We start from the raw sequence: 14,018 nt of genomic DNA on the forward strand, positions 1-14,018 counted from the left end.
CCCGGGCCGGGCCTCAGCGGACCAGGCAGGGCTTCTTGTTGTCGAAGGTCCAGCCGGGGATCAGGTACTGCATGGCGGCCGCGTCGTCGCGGGCGCCGAGGCCGTGGTCGCGGTAGAGGGCGTGGGCCGCCTCAACCGCCGACATGTCGAGCTCGATGCCGAGGCCCGGCCGCTCCGGCACCCGCACGAGGCCGCCGCGGATCGCCAGCGGCTCCCTGGTCAGGCGCTCGCCGTCCTGCCAGATCCAGTGCGTGTCGATCGCCGTGACGTTGCCCGGGGCCGCCGCGGCCACGTGGGTGAACATCGCGAGCGACACGTCGAAATGGTTGTTCGAGTGCGAGCCCCAGGTGAGGCCGTGATCGCGGCAGAGCTGGGCCACCCGGACCGAGCCGGCGAGCGTCCAGAAATGCGGGTCGGCCAGCGGGATGTCGACGGCGCCGAGATGGATCGCGTGGTTCATCTGCCGCCAGTCGGTGGCGATCATGTTGGTGGCGGTGGGCAGGCCGGTGGCGCGGCGGAACTCCGCCATGATCTCGCGGCCCGAGAACCCGCCCTCGGCGCCGCAGGGATCCTCCGCGTAGGCCAGGACGTGGCCCTGGCCCTTGCACAGGCGGATCGCCTCCGCGAGGGACCACGCGCCGTTCGGGTCGAGCGTGACCCGCGCCTTGGGGAACCGCTCGTGGATCGCGGTGACGGCGGCGATCTCGTCCTCGCCGCGCAGCACGCCGCCCTTCAGCTTGAAGTCGTTGAAGCCGTACTGGTCGTAGGCAGCCTCCGCGAGCCGGGCCACGGCCTCGGGGGTCAGCGCCTCCTCGTCGCGCAGGCGGAACCAGCCGTCGCGGGCGGTCGGGGCGCGGTAGCCGAGATCCGTGCGGGTGCGGTCGCCGACGTAGAACAGGTAGCCCAGCATCTCGACGGCGTCGCGCTGCTGGCCCTCGCCCAGGAGGGCCGCCACCGGCACGTCGAGGTACTGGCCGAGCAGGTCGAGGAAGGCGGATTCGACCGCCGTCACCGCGTGGATGGTGATGCGCAGGTCGAAGGTCTGGAGGCCGCGGCCGCCGACGTCGCGGTCGGCGAAGCGGGTCCGCATGGCGCTGAGCACCGCGTTCCAGGCGCCGAGCGGCTGCCCGACCACGAGGTCTTGGGCATCCTCCAGGGTCTTGCGGATGCCCTCGCCGCCGGGGACCTCGCCGAGGCCGGTGGCGCCGGTGGAATCGGTCAGGATCACGAGGTTGCGGGTGAAGTACGGCCCGTGCGCGCCCGAGAGGTTGAGGAGCATGCTGTCGTGGCCGGCCACCGGCACCACCGTCATGGCGGTCACGGTCGGCGTGTGGCGGGCGGCGTGGCGGCTCTCGTTCGACGTGACGTGATCCTTGGCGAGATCCTTGGCGTGATCCATGGCGTCCTCCTCGGGGCCCCCGGCCGGTCTGCGCCGGGCGCGAGGCGGGATCGTTGCGGGGCCGGTCCGGCCGGGGCCGGTCCGGCGGGCGGGTCAGTGGGCCTTGAGCTCGACGCGGCGGATCTCGCCGACTACCACGAGGTAGCAGAAGCAGGCGACGAGGGCGTTCAGGCCCACGAAGACCAGGGCGCCGTTGAACGAGCCCGTGCTCTGGACGATGTAGCCGATCGCGATCGGCGTGGTGATGCCGGCGGTGTTGCCGAAGGTGTTGAACAGGCCGCCCGAGAGGCCGCCGCTCTCCCGGGGCGAGGTGTCGGCGACGACCGCCCAGCCGAGGGCGCCGATGCCCTTGCCGAAGAAGGCGAGCGCCATCAGGCCGACCACGAGGGCGTCCGCCTAGACGTAGTTGCAGCCGATGATGCTCATCGACAGCAGCATGCCGCCGACGATCGGGATCTTGCGGGCCGCCGTCAGCGAGAAGCCGCGGCGCAGGAGCAGGTCGGAGATCACGCCCCCGAGGATGCCGCCGATGAAGCCGCAGAGCGCCGGCAGCACCGCCGCGAACCCGGCCTGCAGGATCGACAGGCCGCGCTCCTTGACGAGGTAGACCGGGAACCACGTCAGGAAGAAGTAGGTCAGCACGGTGATGCAGTACTGGCCGACATAGATGCCGAGCAGCATCCGGTTGGCGAGCAGCTGGCGCAGCGTCCGGCCGGCATCGCCCTGCCGGGTCCGGCTCTGGCCGTCCATGTCGAGCAGAGCGCCGCCGGTCTCGATGTAGTCCCGCTCCGCCTGGTTCATCGCCGGGTGGTTCTTCGGGCTGTCGACGACGCGCAGCCACACCACCGCGAAGACGATGCCGAGCAGGCCCATGCTGGTGAAGACGTGGTGCCAGCCGAAATTGTGGACGATCCACGCCATCAGCGGCGTGAACAGCACCGTGGCGAAGTACTGCGCCGAGTTGAAGAACGCCGAGGCCATGCCGCGCTCCCGCGTCGGGAACCACGCCGCGACGATCCGGGCATTGGCGGGGAAGACCGGCGCCTCGGTGAGGCCGACGGCGAGCCGCAGGGCGAAGAGCAGCACAACGGCGGTCAGGCCGGTGAAGAAGCCGACGGCACCCTGGACCAGCGTGAAGCCCGACCACAGGGCGACGGCGGCGGCGTAGACCCACTTGACGCTGTAGCGATCGAGGAGCCAGCCGCCCGGGATCTGGGCGAGGACGTAGGACCACGCGAAGGCCGAGAAGACGTAGCCCATCTGGACCGGCGAGAGGCCGAGTTCCTTGGCCATGTCGGGCCCGGCGATCGAGATGGTCGCGCGGTCGGCGTAGTTGATCGTCGTGGCGGCGAACAGCATCGCCACGATCAGCAGGCGGACCCGGGTGCGGCGACCCGCGTCGGCGGCGTCGAGCAGGGTGCTCGGCGCGCCGGTCGAACTGGCACTCATGGACGTTCTCCCTGGCTCGTCGCCGCCCGGTTGATCCGGGAAGCGGGTCGTGGCCGCCGTTGGCTCGGCGGGTCCGTCTTGGGTGTCGAGGCGGGGGCTCAGCGGCGGTCGCCGATCAGGGCCGTCAGCTCGGCGCGCTCGGCCGCGTCGAGCTCGGTCAGCGGCGGCCGGACCGGGCCGGCGTGGCGGCCGACGGCGCTCATGCCGGCCTTGACGATCGAGACCGCGTAGCCGCGCTTGCGGTTGCGGATCGCGATGTACGGGAGGACGAAGGCGCGCAACTCCCGGTAGACCGCGTCGCGGTCCCGGCGGCGGACGCTGTCGTAGAAGGACAGGGCCCATTCGGGCAGGAAGTTGAAGATCGCCGAGGAGTAGGTGGTGACGCCCATCTCCAGGTACGGCAGCGCGAAGGTCTCGGCCGTGGGCAGGCCGCCGATATAGGTCAGGCGGTCGCCCAGGGCGGCGTAGACCCGGGTCATCAGCTCGACGTCGCCGACCCCGTCCTTGAAGCCGACGAGGTTCGGGCAGCGCTCGCACAGGCCGGCCAGCGTCTGCTCGTTCAGCTGGGCGTTGGCGCGGTTGTAGACGATGACGCCGAGGGAGGTCGCGCGGCAGACCGCCTCGATATGGGCGGCGAGACCGGCCTGCTCGGAGCCGACCAGGTAGGGCGGCAGCAGCAGGATCCCGTCGGCGCCGGCGGCCTCGGCGGCCCTGGCCATCTCGACGGCCAGGGCGGTGCCCTGGCCGGCGGGCGCGATAACCGGGGTCCGGCCGCGGGTCTCCTCGACGGCGGCGCGCAGGACGCGGTCGATCTCGGCGGGCGTCAGCGAGAAGAATTCGCCGGTGCCGCCGGCGGCGAACAGGCCCGACACCTTGTAGTCGGCCAGCCGCCCGAGATTGTCCCGGTAGGCGGTCTCATCGAAACCGAGATCGTCGCGGAAATGCGTGACCGGGAAGGACAGCAGGCCGGAGCCCAGCACGCGCGCCATCTCGGCCGGGGTCATGCTCGCCATCGATTCTCTCCCTGGAACGCACCGTTCGGTGTCGCGACCGGGGTTAGGCGCCCGTGTTCAATGCGTCCAACGTTGATTTTGGCTGGATTATCCCGGATCCTGCATCAATGTTCGATCTCGGCCATGCCCGCAGCTTCGTCGCCGTCGCCGAGGAGATGCATTTCGGCAGGGCCGCGGCGCGGCTGAACCTGACCCAGTCGCCCCTGTCGCGGCAGATCCAGATGCTGGAGCTGACCCTGGGCGTGACGCTGCTGGAGCGGACCACCCGGGCGGTGCGCCTGACCCCGGCGGGCCGCACCTTCCTGGCGGAGGCCTACCGGGTGCTGGCGGCGGCCGAGAACGCGGCGCGCATCACCCGGCGCGCCGCCCTGGGCGAGAGCGGGGTGCTGCGGCTCAGCTTCACCGCCGCCTCGGCCTACCGGACGCTGCCGCAGGTCGTCGCCCATGTCCGCCGGACGCTGCCCGAGGTCGACCTCGTGCTGGAGGAGATGGTCTCGGACGAGCAGATCCTGGCGCTGGGCGAGAACCGCACCGATCTGGCGATCCTGCGGCCGGCCCCGATCCTGCAGGATCCGCAATCCGCGATCGCCACCGCGCCGCTGGCGCGCGAGCGGCTCCTGCTCGCGGTCCCGCGCGGGCACCGCCTCGCGACGGCGCGCGCGCCGACCCTGCGGGACCTCGACGGCGAGGCCTTCGTGACGTGGTCGCCCCGGGGCGGCCGCTACTTCATCGACCTGCTCGACCGTCTGTTCGAGACCGGGGGCGTGCAGCCGCGGATCGTGCAGCGGGTGAACCAAGTCCACGCGATGCTGGCCCTCGTCGGCGCCGGCATCGGCGTCGCGCTGGTGCCGGGCAGTGCCCGGGGCAACAGCATGGCCGACATCCGGCTCCGGCCGATCGCCCTGCCGGCCACGACCGGGCCGGAACTGTGGCTCGCGTGGCGCAGCGACAACGCCAATCCGTGCCTGCCCTCGGTGCGGGCCGCGGCGCTGGAGACCGGCGAGGCGTGACCGCCGGCGCTGCCCTGGAAAGTCGGCGCGGCCGGCGATAGGCTGCGCGCCCGCTCCGCTTCCGGTCGCGCTGCCGGCCGGGGCCGCCCCTCCCGGATCAGGCAGGCACCATGAAAGTTTCGGCCGACCTCTGTATCGTGCCGATGGGCGTCGGCCCGTCGGTCTCGCCCTACGTGCGGGAGATCAAGGGGATCATCGAGTCGAGCGGGCTCACCGCCACGATGCATCCCAACGGCACGAACATCGAGGGCGAGCTGTCGGAGATCTGCGCGCTGGCGGAGCGGTGCGAGGCGAGGCTCGCCGAGCTCGGCGTCCAGCGGGCCTTCTTCACGCTGATCTTCTCGACGCGCCGGGACAAGGACCAGTCGATGGCCGACAAGCTCGCCGCGGTCTCCTGACCGCGCCCCGATCGGCCCGCAATCCCGGGGCCCGCGCCGCGGAGCCGGTGATGCGGTGCCGGGGTCGACAGATCTCACGCCGACGGAGCGTCGGCATTCCGGGCCCGCCTTCGGCGCCCCGAAACGAGAGCGCCTGACCCTCTGGGAGGCCTGATCTCACCGAGGTCGAAACAGACCCAGGGCCGCTCTCGATCAGGTCGGCACGGTGACGTCAGCCGAGCCCGCGCCGGGTGAGGCGTGGGTCCCCTCTCCCGCACGGGAGAGGGGCGCGTCGCGGCTGTCTCGAACGTAGTTGCGTTCTCCAGGCCGCCGAGACGCGATCGGAGGCGGCCCTAGCCGTGGCAGGCGCAGCCGGCGTGCTCGCAGCCGGCGTGATCCTTGTGACCGTCCGCGCAGTCGTCGCAGCAATAGGCCTTGCCGTCCCGCGACACGGCCTTGGCGACCGGGATCACGCAGACGCAGTCCTGGCAGGCGCACTTCACCATCTCGACGTCGACGCTGGCCATGGTTTCCTCCTCCGGCAATTGGTCCGCGAGTCGACGTTAGAGCCGTGCCACCGGCGAGGGAACCCGCCTGGGGGCGCGGTGACGCGCCCGTGATCCCATTCGCCCGCTCGCGCGTTCCCCCGGTCCGGTGCCCGCTGCGCCGGGTGGAGGGCGCCATGGCCGATCAGAACACCGACGACGTCCGGATCGAGCCCTACGACGGGCCGGCGGGCGGCTGGGGCTCGGCCCGCTCCCTCGTCGAGATCCTGACGCGTGAGGGCGTGCCGGTCACCGGCTCGGCGATGCTGCTCAAGCAGAACAAGCCGGACGGCTACATGTGCACGTCCTGCGCCTGGGCGAAGCCCGCCAAGCCGCTGGCGTTCGAGTACTGCGAGAACGGCGCCAAGGCGACGGCCTGGGAGCAGACGCGCCGCCGCGCGACGCCGGACTTCTTCGCCGCGCACACCGTGACCGATCTCCTCGGCTGGAGCGACTACGCCCTGGAGGAGCAGGGCCGCCTGACCCACCCGATGCGCTACGACCCGGCGACGGACCGCTACCGGCCCGTCGCCTGGGCGGAGGCCCTGGCCGAGATCGGCCGGGAGCTGAAGGCGCTGCGCGCGCAGGACCCGCGCTCGGTGGTGTTCTACGCCTCCGGCCGCGCCTCGCTGGAGACGAGCTACATGTGGGCGCTGCTCGCCCGGCTCTACGGCAACAACAACCTGCCGGACTCCTCGAACATGTGCCACGAGCCGACCTCGGTGGCGCTGCCGCAGTCGATCGGGGCGCCGGTCGGCACGGTGCTGCTGGAGGATTTCGAGACCACGGACCTGATCTTCTTCTTCGGCCAGAACGTCGGGTCGAACTCGCCGCGGATGCTGCACCCGCTCCAGGAGGCGCGGCGCCGCGGCGCGCAGATCATCACCTTCAACCCGCTGCGCGAGCGCGGGCTGGAGCGCTTCACCGACCCGCAATCGCCGGTGGAGATGCTCACCCGCTCGTCCACGAAGATCTCGACGCAGTACCACCAGGTGAAGGCCGGCGGCGACCTCGCGGCGCTCACCGGCCTGTGCAAGGCGCTGCTCGCCCTCGACCGGGCCGCGGAGGCTGCCGGCCGGCCGCGGGTGCTCGACCACGCCTTCATCGCCGAGCACACACACGGCTTGGAGGCCTTCGTGACCTTCTGCGACGGGCAGGACTGGGGCGCGCTGGAGCGGCGCTCCGGCCTCACCCGGACCGCCCTGGAGGCCGCCGCCGGGGTCTACGCCCGCGCGAAGGCGGTGATCGGCATCTACGGGATGGGCCTGACGCAGCACCGCAAGGGCACCGAGACCGTCCGGATGCTGGTGAACCTGCTGCTCCTGCGCGGCAATATCGGGAAGCCCGGCGCCGGGATCTGCCCGGTGCGCGGCCACTCGAACGTGCAGGGCCAGCGCACCGTCGGAATCACCGAGAAACCCGAGTTGGCGCCCCTGGACAAGCTGCGGGAACTCTACGGCTTCGAGCCGCCGCGGGAGAAGGGCCTCAACACCGTCGAGACCTGCGAGGGCGTCCTCGACGGGCGCGTGAAGGCCTTCGTCGGGCTCGGCGGCAACTTCCTGCGGGCGATCCCCGACACCGCCCGGATGGAGCCGGCTTGGCGGCGGCAGCGGCTCACCGTGCAGATCTCGACCAAGCTCAACCGCTCGCACCTCGTCACCGGCGCCGTCGCCTACATCCTGCCCTGCCTGGGCCGGATCGAGATCGACCGGCAGGCGAGCGGCCCGCAGGCCGTGTCGATGGAGAGCTCCACCGCGCAGTTCCACGGGTCGCGGGGCGTGGCCGACCCGGTCGGGCCTCACCTGCGCTCCGAGCCCTGGATCGTGGCGGCGATCGCCAAGGCGGCCCTGCCGCCCAACCCCCGCATCGACTGGGACTCGTGGGTCGCCGACTACGCCCGGGTGCGCGACGCGATCGAGGCGACCTACCCGAGCGTGTTCCACGATCTGAACGGCCGCATGTTCCACCCGGGCGGCCTGCTGAAGCCGCTGGGTGCCCGCGACCGCAAGTGGGAGACCGACACCGGCAAAGCGAATTTCGCGGTCCCCGAGGGCCTGGAGGCCGACCCGGACCTCCCCGACCGCGGCCCGGAGGTGCTCGACCTGATCACGCTGCGGTCGAACGACCAGTTCAACACCACGGTCTACGGCTACGACGACCGCTTCCGCGGGGTGAAGGGCACCCGGGACGTGCTGTTCATGAACCGGCGGGACATCGCGCGGCTGGGCCTGAGGGACGGGCTCAGCGTCGACGTGGCGACCGAGGCCGACGACCATGTGACGCGGCGCGTGGGCGGCCTGCGGGTGATCGCCTACGACATCCCGGAGGGCAACTGCGCGGGGTACTATCCGGAGCTGAACGTCCTGCTGCCGCTCTGGCACCACGACGAGCAGTCCAAGACCCCGGCCGCGAAGGCGATCACGGTGCGGGTGACGGCCGCGACCGCCGCACCCTGAGCGGAGCGTCTGGCGTCCGGTCGCGCGTTCCGGCAAGGAACGACCATGGACCAGGCGACTCCCCCCGACGCGCGACCGGACGCTCCGGCGGACTCGCGGCTGCGCGCGCTCGTCGGCCGGCTCGCCGCCGGAGCGCCCCTGCGGGAGCCGGGCGCGGACCTGTCGCAGCTGAGCGCCGGGCCGGGCGCCCTCGCGGCCGTCCCGGATGCCGGTCCCGGGCCCGACCCCGAATCCGGCGGCCTGACGCTCGTCGGCGCCGACCTGTCCCGCGCCCGCATGGAGGAGGCCGACCTCTCCGGCGCGAACCTGCGCGGGGCGAGCCTCACCGGCGCGGTCGGGCGCTCCACCCGCTTCACCGGAGCGATCCTGGAGGCGGCCGACCTGTCGGAGGCCGATCTCTCGGGAGCGGACTTCACCGGCATCGTCGCCGGGCAGGTGAGGTTCGCGGGAGCGATGCTGGAGGATGCCCGGTTCGGCCAGGCCGCGATGCGCTTCGCCGACCTGTCCGGCGCCCTCCTCGACGGCACCGACTTCGCCGGCGCCGATCTCTGGGGCGCCGACTTCTCCGGGGCGGACGCGGACGACACCGTCTTCCGCGGCGCGCGCCTCGACGAGGCCAAGCTCGGCGACGCCAACCTGACCCACGCGGATTTCGCCGAGGCCAGCCTGACCAAGGCGAGCCTCGCCGGGTCGCGGCTGCGCGGGGCGCACTTCACCGGCGCGAAGCTCGACGGCGCCGATCTCTCGGGGGCGGATCTCTCGGACACCGACCTCGTGCGGCTCAACCTCGCCACCTGCCGGCTGCGGCACGCCCGCTTCGCCGGCGCGTGGCTCAACGGCACGCGGATGAGCGTGGAGCAGCTCGGCGGCGCGGTCGGCGAGGAGGTGGCCGGCGCCTACGAGGCCGCCCAGGCGAGCTACCTCGCCCTGGAGCAGAACTGGAAGAGCATTGGCAGCCACGACGCGGCGAGCTGGGCCTACAAGCGCGGTCGCCGCATGGGCCGCTTCCACGCCGGGCAGCAGGCGCGCGCCGCCTGGTCCGACCGGGACTGGTCCGGGCTCCTGCGCCACGGCTACCGCTGGACCGCCGACCGCTTCGTCGAGTGGCTGTGCGATTACGGCGAGAGCCTGTCGCGCATCGCCCGCGCCTTCGCGCTGCTGATCGTGCTGTTCGGCGGGCTCTTCGGCCTGACCGGCGGCCTGTTCATCCTGGAGGGCCCGGACGCCGGGCCGACCTACAACCCGCTCGATCTCCTGAGCTACAGCGCGCTCAACATGATGACCGCGAACCCGCCGGAGATCGGCCTCAAGCCCACCGGCCGCGTCACCAACCTGCTGGTCGGCATCGAGGGCGGCGTCGGCATCATCCTGATGGGGCTCTACGGCTTCGTCCTGGGCAACCGCCTGCGCCGGTGAGGCCGACAGTCCCGGCGCCGCGTCCCCGGATCCGGGTCGCCCTCAGTCGTTCACGCTGAGCCGCTCGATGACGAGGCTCAGGTCCTTGCGCAGGGCGCGGATCTCCGGCTCGCTGAGTTCGAGCTGGCACATGACGCTCTCGCGGACCGAGACCGCGTCGGCGCGCAGGGCGGCACCCTCCGGCGTCAGGGCGATCTCGACCTCGCGCTCGTCGGACTGGCGCCGGGTCCGCAGCAGGAAACCCGCGCTCTCGAGACGCTTCAGCACCGGTGTCAGCGTGCCGGAATCGAGGCGCAGGCGCCGACCGATCTCCGAGACCGTGACGCCGTCCTGCTCCCACAGCACCAGCAGGACCAGGTATTGCGGATAAGTCAGTCCGAGCCGCTCGAGCAGCGGCCGGTACGACTTGGTCATCCGGTGCGCGGCAGCGTAGAGCGCGTAGCAGAGCTGATTATCGAGGAGCAGCGGATCCGTCTCCGGCAGCGCCTCAGCCGTATCGGCAATATACGCCATATCGTTCGCCCATCGCGGTCCACGCACCGCCACTCTCGACCGCGACCGCGGGTCCGTCATCATACCATAACACGGGATGCCGCCGCGCAAGCTCCGGGCATCCGGCCCGTTCCCTTAACAACCCGATGGGGTTCGTCTCGGGGTTCGCCCCCCGTCCGCGACGGGCGGGAGCGCCGCGAGGGTGTCGAGGAAGCCGGTCTCGTCCTCGAGCGTCCGGAGGTCCAGGCGGACGGTATCGTCGCGGATCCGGCCGATCACCGGCACCGGGAGCCGGCGCAGGTCCTCGGCGAGCCGCCGGCACCGCGCGCCCGCGCCGCGGCCGCCCGCCGGCGAGTCGCTCCGCCACGGCGGGGGCGAGGCGCTCGGCCTGCGCGGCGATCGCGTCGCGCGGGCGGGTGAGGAGCCGCAGGGTCGGCAGCTCCGCGCGCAGCCGCTCGGGGTGCAGGTAGAGCCGCAGCACCGCCGCGAGGGCCGCGTAGGTCATCTTGTCGACGCGCAGGGCCCGCTTGAGCGGGTTCCTGCGCACGCGGGCGATCAGGTCCGTCCGGCCGGCCACGATGCCGCACTGGACCGCGCCGAGCAGCTTGTCGCCGCTGAAGGTGACGATGTCGGCCCGCTCCAGGGCGTCGCGGACCGTCGGTTCGGGGGGCAGCCCGTAGGCCGCGAGGTCGACGAGGCTGCCGCTGCCGAGATCGTCCGCCAGCGGCACGCCGCGTTCGCGGCAGAGGGCGTGGAGGGCGGCGGGATCCGCCGCCGCGGTGAAGCCCGCGATGGCGTAGTTGCTCGGATGCACCTTCATCACGAGGCCGGTGCGGGCCCCGAGGGCCTCCGCGTAGTCGCGCAGGTGGGTGCGGTTGGTGGTGCCGACCTCGCGCAGGCGGCAGCCGGCCCGCACCATCACGTCCGGCACCCGGAACGAGCCGCCGATCTCCACGAGCTCGCCACGGGAGACCACCACCTCCTTGCGCATGGCGAGCGCGTTCAGGACCAGCAGCACCGCGGCGGCGTTGTTGTTGACCACCACCGCGGCCTCGGCGCCGGTCAGGCGGCAGATCAGGGCCTCGACATGGTCGTCCCGCTCGCCGCGGGCGCCGGTCTCGAGATCGAACTCGAGGTTGCTCGCCTGCACCATCACGGCGGCCACCGCCTCCGCGGCCGAGCGGGGCAGCAGGGCGCGGCCGAGATTGGTGTGCAGCACCGTCCCGGTCAGGTTGAGGACCGGCCGCAGGGACGGCCGGCGCTCGGCGGCGAGCCGCGCCGACGCCGCGGCCCGGATCGCCGCCGCGTCCGGGACGGGGCCGCCCCCGGCCCGGATCCCGGCCAGCACCGCCCGGACGGCGTCCGTGTAGGCCGTCCGCCCGTAGCTCTCGAGATCCGCCGGAGGGGCGGCGCCGACGAGGCGCTCCACCGCGGGGATCCGGCGCTGGGACGGCGCCGGGGCATCGGCCGGGCGGGTGGGGACGGGTCCGTTCATGTCGGACCAGAGATAACCATCCCGCGGCACGGAGCCAGCCCGTCGACGCGCGGAGAATGCGCGCAGGTTGTTCCGGTCCCGGCCCGACGGTAAGGGCAGGTCCTGAAATCGGCGTCCGAGAGTCCATCGCACCCGCGCGGGGCGGGCTCGGCCGCGCCGACCCCGCCGAGCCCTCTCGGGAGACGTCACCATGTCCCGACCTTCGATCCAGATCCACCCGATGATCCTGTGCGGCGGGACGGGGACGCGGCTTTGGCCGGCGTCGCGGGAGAGCATGCCCAAGCAGTTCGCCCGTCTGGTCGACGCCGAGCGCTCGACCTTCCAGGCGACGCTGGCGCGGGTGTCGGACGCCGCCGTCTTCGCCACGCCCACCGTCATCGCCTCGGCCGAGGCCCGCTTCATCGTCGCCGAGCAGCGCGACCAGCTCGGTCTCTCGGCCGACATCCTGCTGGAGCCGCAGGGCCGCGACTCCGCCGCGGCGGTGGCGGTGGCGGCGCTGCACNCGATCCAGATCCACCCGATGATCCTGTGCGGCGGGACGGGGACGCGGCTTTGGCCGGCGTCGCGGGAGAGCATGCCCAAGCAGTTCGCCCGTCTGGTCGACGCCGAGCGCTCGACCTTCCAGGCGACGCTGGCGCGGGTGTCGGACGCCGCCGTCTTCGCCACGCCCACCGTCATCGCCTCGGCCGAGGCCCGCTTCATCGTCGCCGAGCAGCGCGACCAGCTCGGTCTCTCGGCCGACATCCTGCTGGAGCCGCAGGGCCGCGACTCCGCCGCGGCGGTGGCGGTGGCGGCGCTGCACGCCGCCGCCAGCGACCCGCAGGCCGTGGTGCTGATCATGGCCGCCGACCACGTCGTGCCCGACACGGCGGCGTTCGTGGACGCCGTGCGGCGCGCGGCCGCCGGGGCGCGCGCCGGCTACACGATGACGCTCGGCATCGAGCCCGACCGGCCGGCGACCGATTACGGCTACATCCGCCGCGGCGAGCCGATCGCCGAGGCCGAGGGCGCGGCCCGCGTCGCSCGCTTCGTCGAGAAGCCCGACCGGGCCGGCGCCGAGGCGCTGATCACCGACGGCGCCCTGTGGAACTCGGGCTACTTCCTGTTCCGGGCCGACCTGATGCTGGCCGAGCTGGAGGCGTTCGTCCCCGCGGTGCTGGCGGCCGCGCGCGCGGCCCTGGAGGCGGCGGTGACCGACCTCGACTTCGTGCGCCTCGACGCGGCGGCGTTCGCGCAGGCGCCCAAGATCTCGATCGACTACGCGGTGATGGAGCGGACCGCCCGGGCCGGGGTGCTGCCGGTGTCGTTCGCGTGGTCGGATGTCGGCACCTGGGACGCGGTCTGGCAGGTGCTGGACCACGACGCGGCCGGCAACGCCGTGCGCGGCCGGGTCTCGCTGATCGGCACGCGGAACAGCCTCGTGCACAGCCAGGGCGAGGGCCTGACCGCGGTGGTGGGCCTGGAGGACGTGGTGGTGGTCTCCACCCCCGACGCGGTGCTGGTGGCCTCCAAGGCGCATTCGGGCCAGGTGAAGGAGCTGGTCGGCACCCTGCGGGCGCAGGGCGCGCCGGAGGCGGACGCGCACCTGCGGATGTACCGGCCCTGGGGCTGGTACCAGCGCATCGACCTGGGCGAGCGCTTCCAGGTGAAGCGGATCCAGGTGGTGCCGGGCGGGCGGCTGTCGCTGCAGAAGCACTACCACCGGGCCGAGCACTGGGTGGTGGTGCGCGGCACCGCCGAGGTCACGATCGACGAGCGGGTGGTGCTCGTCCACGAGAACGAGGCGGTCTACCTGCCGATCGGCTCGATGCACCGGCTGGCCAACCCCGGCAAGATCCCCCTGGAGCTGATCGAGGTCCAGGTCGGCTCCTACACCGGCGAGGACGACATCATCCGCGTCGAGGACATCTACGGGAGAGGACCATGATGAACGCGTTCGATCGGATCGTCCGCAAACATATCTCGTTGCTCAATGCATAAAGCACTCGGCAATTATATATGTAAGCCCTTCGCATTTTCGCAAAATACGGCATGCCGGACATGAGCACAGACCGCGCTTCTACTATCTTCGTGGCGGGCCATCGGGGCATGGTGGGCTCGGCGATCGTGCGTCGCCTGCGCGCTCTCGGTCACGAGCGGATCCTCACGGCCGACCGCCGGACCCTGGATCTCCTGGATCAGGCGGCGGTCCGGCGCTTCTTCGCCGAGAACCGCGTCGATCAGGTCTACCTCGCCGCCGCGCGCGTCGGCGGGATCCACGCCAACAACGCCTACCCGGCCGAGTTCATCCACGAGAACCTGCTGATCCAGTCGAACCTGATCGACGCCGCGCACACGCACGGCGTCGACCGGCTGCTGTTCCTCGG

At 72.2% G+C, this 14,018-nt stretch carries 10 protein-coding genes and 2 pseudogenes; 6 read left to right on the plus strand and 6 right to left on the minus strand.

Going from position 1 to position 14,018, the window contains the following annotated elements; genetic code table 11:
- Positions 1-13: 13 nt before the first annotated feature.
- The 3 genes and pseudogenes from gudD to kdgD all read right to left on the minus strand — a co-directional run bounded on the left by gudD (position 14) and on the right by kdgD (position 3,861).
- Complete coding sequence (gene gudD / locus MMR14E_RS04370; RefSeq protein WP_331312977.1) at positions 14-1,399, minus strand: glucarate dehydratase; 1,386 nt, start codon at positions 1,397-1,399, stop codon at positions 14-16.
- 93 nt (positions 1,400-1,492) lie between these two features.
- Positions 1,493-2,848, minus strand: a pseudogene (locus MMR14E_RS04375) (MFS transporter).
- 98 nt (positions 2,849-2,946) lie between these two features.
- Positions 2,947-3,861: a 5-dehydro-4-deoxyglucarate dehydratase gene (gene kdgD / locus MMR14E_RS04380; protein WP_331312978.1), complete on the minus strand. Its 915-nt coding sequence runs from the start codon at positions 3,859-3,861 to the stop codon at positions 2,947-2,949.
- Positions 3,862-3,968: 107 nt separating this feature from the next.
- Between kdgD and MMR14E_RS04385 the strand changes: the two genes are divergently transcribed.
- Positions 3,969-4,871, plus strand: coding sequence for a LysR family transcriptional regulator (locus MMR14E_RS04385; protein ID WP_331312979.1), 903 nt, complete (start codon positions 3,969-3,971; stop codon positions 4,869-4,871).
- Between the two features lie 110 nt (positions 4,872-4,981).
- Complete coding sequence (locus MMR14E_RS04390) at positions 4,982-5,269, plus strand: MTH1187 family thiamine-binding protein (protein ID WP_331312980.1); 288 nt, start codon at positions 4,982-4,984, stop codon at positions 5,267-5,269.
- A 332-nt stretch (positions 5,270-5,601) separates the two neighbouring features.
- On the opposite strand, the gene MMR14E_RS04395 is transcribed toward MMR14E_RS04390, so the two are convergent.
- Positions 5,602-5,775, minus strand: a complete 174-nt coding sequence (locus MMR14E_RS04395) for a metallothionein (RefSeq protein WP_012322048.1) — start codon at positions 5,773-5,775, stop codon at positions 5,602-5,604.
- Between the two features lie 155 nt (positions 5,776-5,930).
- Between MMR14E_RS04395 and MMR14E_RS04400 the strand changes: the two genes are divergently transcribed.
- A complete protein-coding gene (locus tag MMR14E_RS04400; RefSeq protein WP_331312981.1) occupies positions 5,931-8,249 on the plus strand; it encodes an FdhF/YdeP family oxidoreductase in 2,319 nt (772 codons plus the stop codon).
- A gap of 45 nt (positions 8,250-8,294) precedes the next feature.
- A complete protein-coding gene (locus MMR14E_RS04405; RefSeq protein WP_331312982.1) occupies positions 8,295-9,665 on the plus strand; it encodes a pentapeptide repeat-containing protein in 1,371 nt (456 codons plus the stop codon).
- A 42-nt stretch (positions 9,666-9,707) separates the two neighbouring features.
- On the opposite strand, the gene MMR14E_RS04410 is transcribed toward MMR14E_RS04405, so the two are convergent.
- Positions 9,708-10,178: a MarR family transcriptional regulator gene (locus MMR14E_RS04410; protein ID WP_331312983.1), complete on the minus strand. Its 471-nt coding sequence runs from the start codon at positions 10,176-10,178 to the stop codon at positions 9,708-9,710.
- Positions 10,179-10,292: 114 nt separating this feature from the next.
- Positions 10,293-11,652: pseudogene (gene selA, locus MMR14E_RS04415) on the minus strand (L-seryl-tRNA(Sec) selenium transferase).
- A 190-nt stretch (positions 11,653-11,842) separates the two neighbouring features.
- Between selA and MMR14E_RS04420 the strand changes: the two are divergent.
- Together MMR14E_RS04420 and MMR14E_RS04425 are read left to right on the plus strand one after the other, a co-directional pair.
- On the plus strand, positions 11,843-13,579 hold the full coding sequence (locus tag MMR14E_RS04420; protein ID WP_419539298.1) for a mannose-1-phosphate guanylyltransferase/mannose-6-phosphate isomerase: 1,737 nt from the start codon (positions 11,843-11,845) through the stop codon (positions 13,577-13,579).
- Between the two features lie 113 nt (positions 13,580-13,692).
- A partial coding sequence (locus MMR14E_RS04425; protein ID WP_331312984.1) for an NAD-dependent epimerase/dehydratase family protein occupies positions 13,693-14,018 on the plus strand: 326 nt, incomplete at its 3' end.

Origin of the sequence: Methylobacterium mesophilicum, assembly GCF_036441335.1 — a bacterium.
GTDB lineage: Bacteria > Pseudomonadota > Alphaproteobacteria > Rhizobiales > Beijerinckiaceae > Methylobacterium > Methylobacterium mesophilicum_B.

Excerpts from the sequence above, each read along its gene's own strand:
- gudD (WP_331312977.1), bottom strand. The coding sequence starts at position 1,399 with ATGGATCACGCCAAGGATCTCGCCAAGGATCACGTCACGTCGAACGAG.
- kdgD (WP_331312978.1), bottom strand. The coding sequence starts at position 3,861 with ATGGCGAGCATGACCCCGGCCGAGATGGCGCGCGTGCTGGGCTCCGGC.
- MMR14E_RS04385 (WP_331312979.1), top strand. The coding sequence starts at position 3,969 with ATGTTCGATCTCGGCCATGCCCGCAGCTTCGTCGCCGTCGCCGAGGAG.
- MMR14E_RS04390 (WP_331312980.1), top strand. The coding sequence starts at position 4,982 with ATGAAAGTTTCGGCCGACCTCTGTATCGTGCCGATGGGCGTCGGCCCG.
- MMR14E_RS04395 (WP_012322048.1), bottom strand. The coding sequence starts at position 5,775 with ATGGCCAGCGTCGACGTCGAGATGGTGAAGTGCGCCTGCCAGGACTGC.
- MMR14E_RS04400 (WP_331312981.1), top strand. The coding sequence starts at position 5,931 with ATGGCCGATCAGAACACCGACGACGTCCGGATCGAGCCCTACGACGGG.
- MMR14E_RS04405 (WP_331312982.1), top strand. The coding sequence starts at position 8,295 with ATGGACCAGGCGACTCCCCCCGACGCGCGACCGGACGCTCCGGCGGAC.
- MMR14E_RS04410 (WP_331312983.1), bottom strand. The coding sequence starts at position 10,178 with ATGGCGTATATTGCCGATACGGCTGAGGCGCTGCCGGAGACGGATCCG.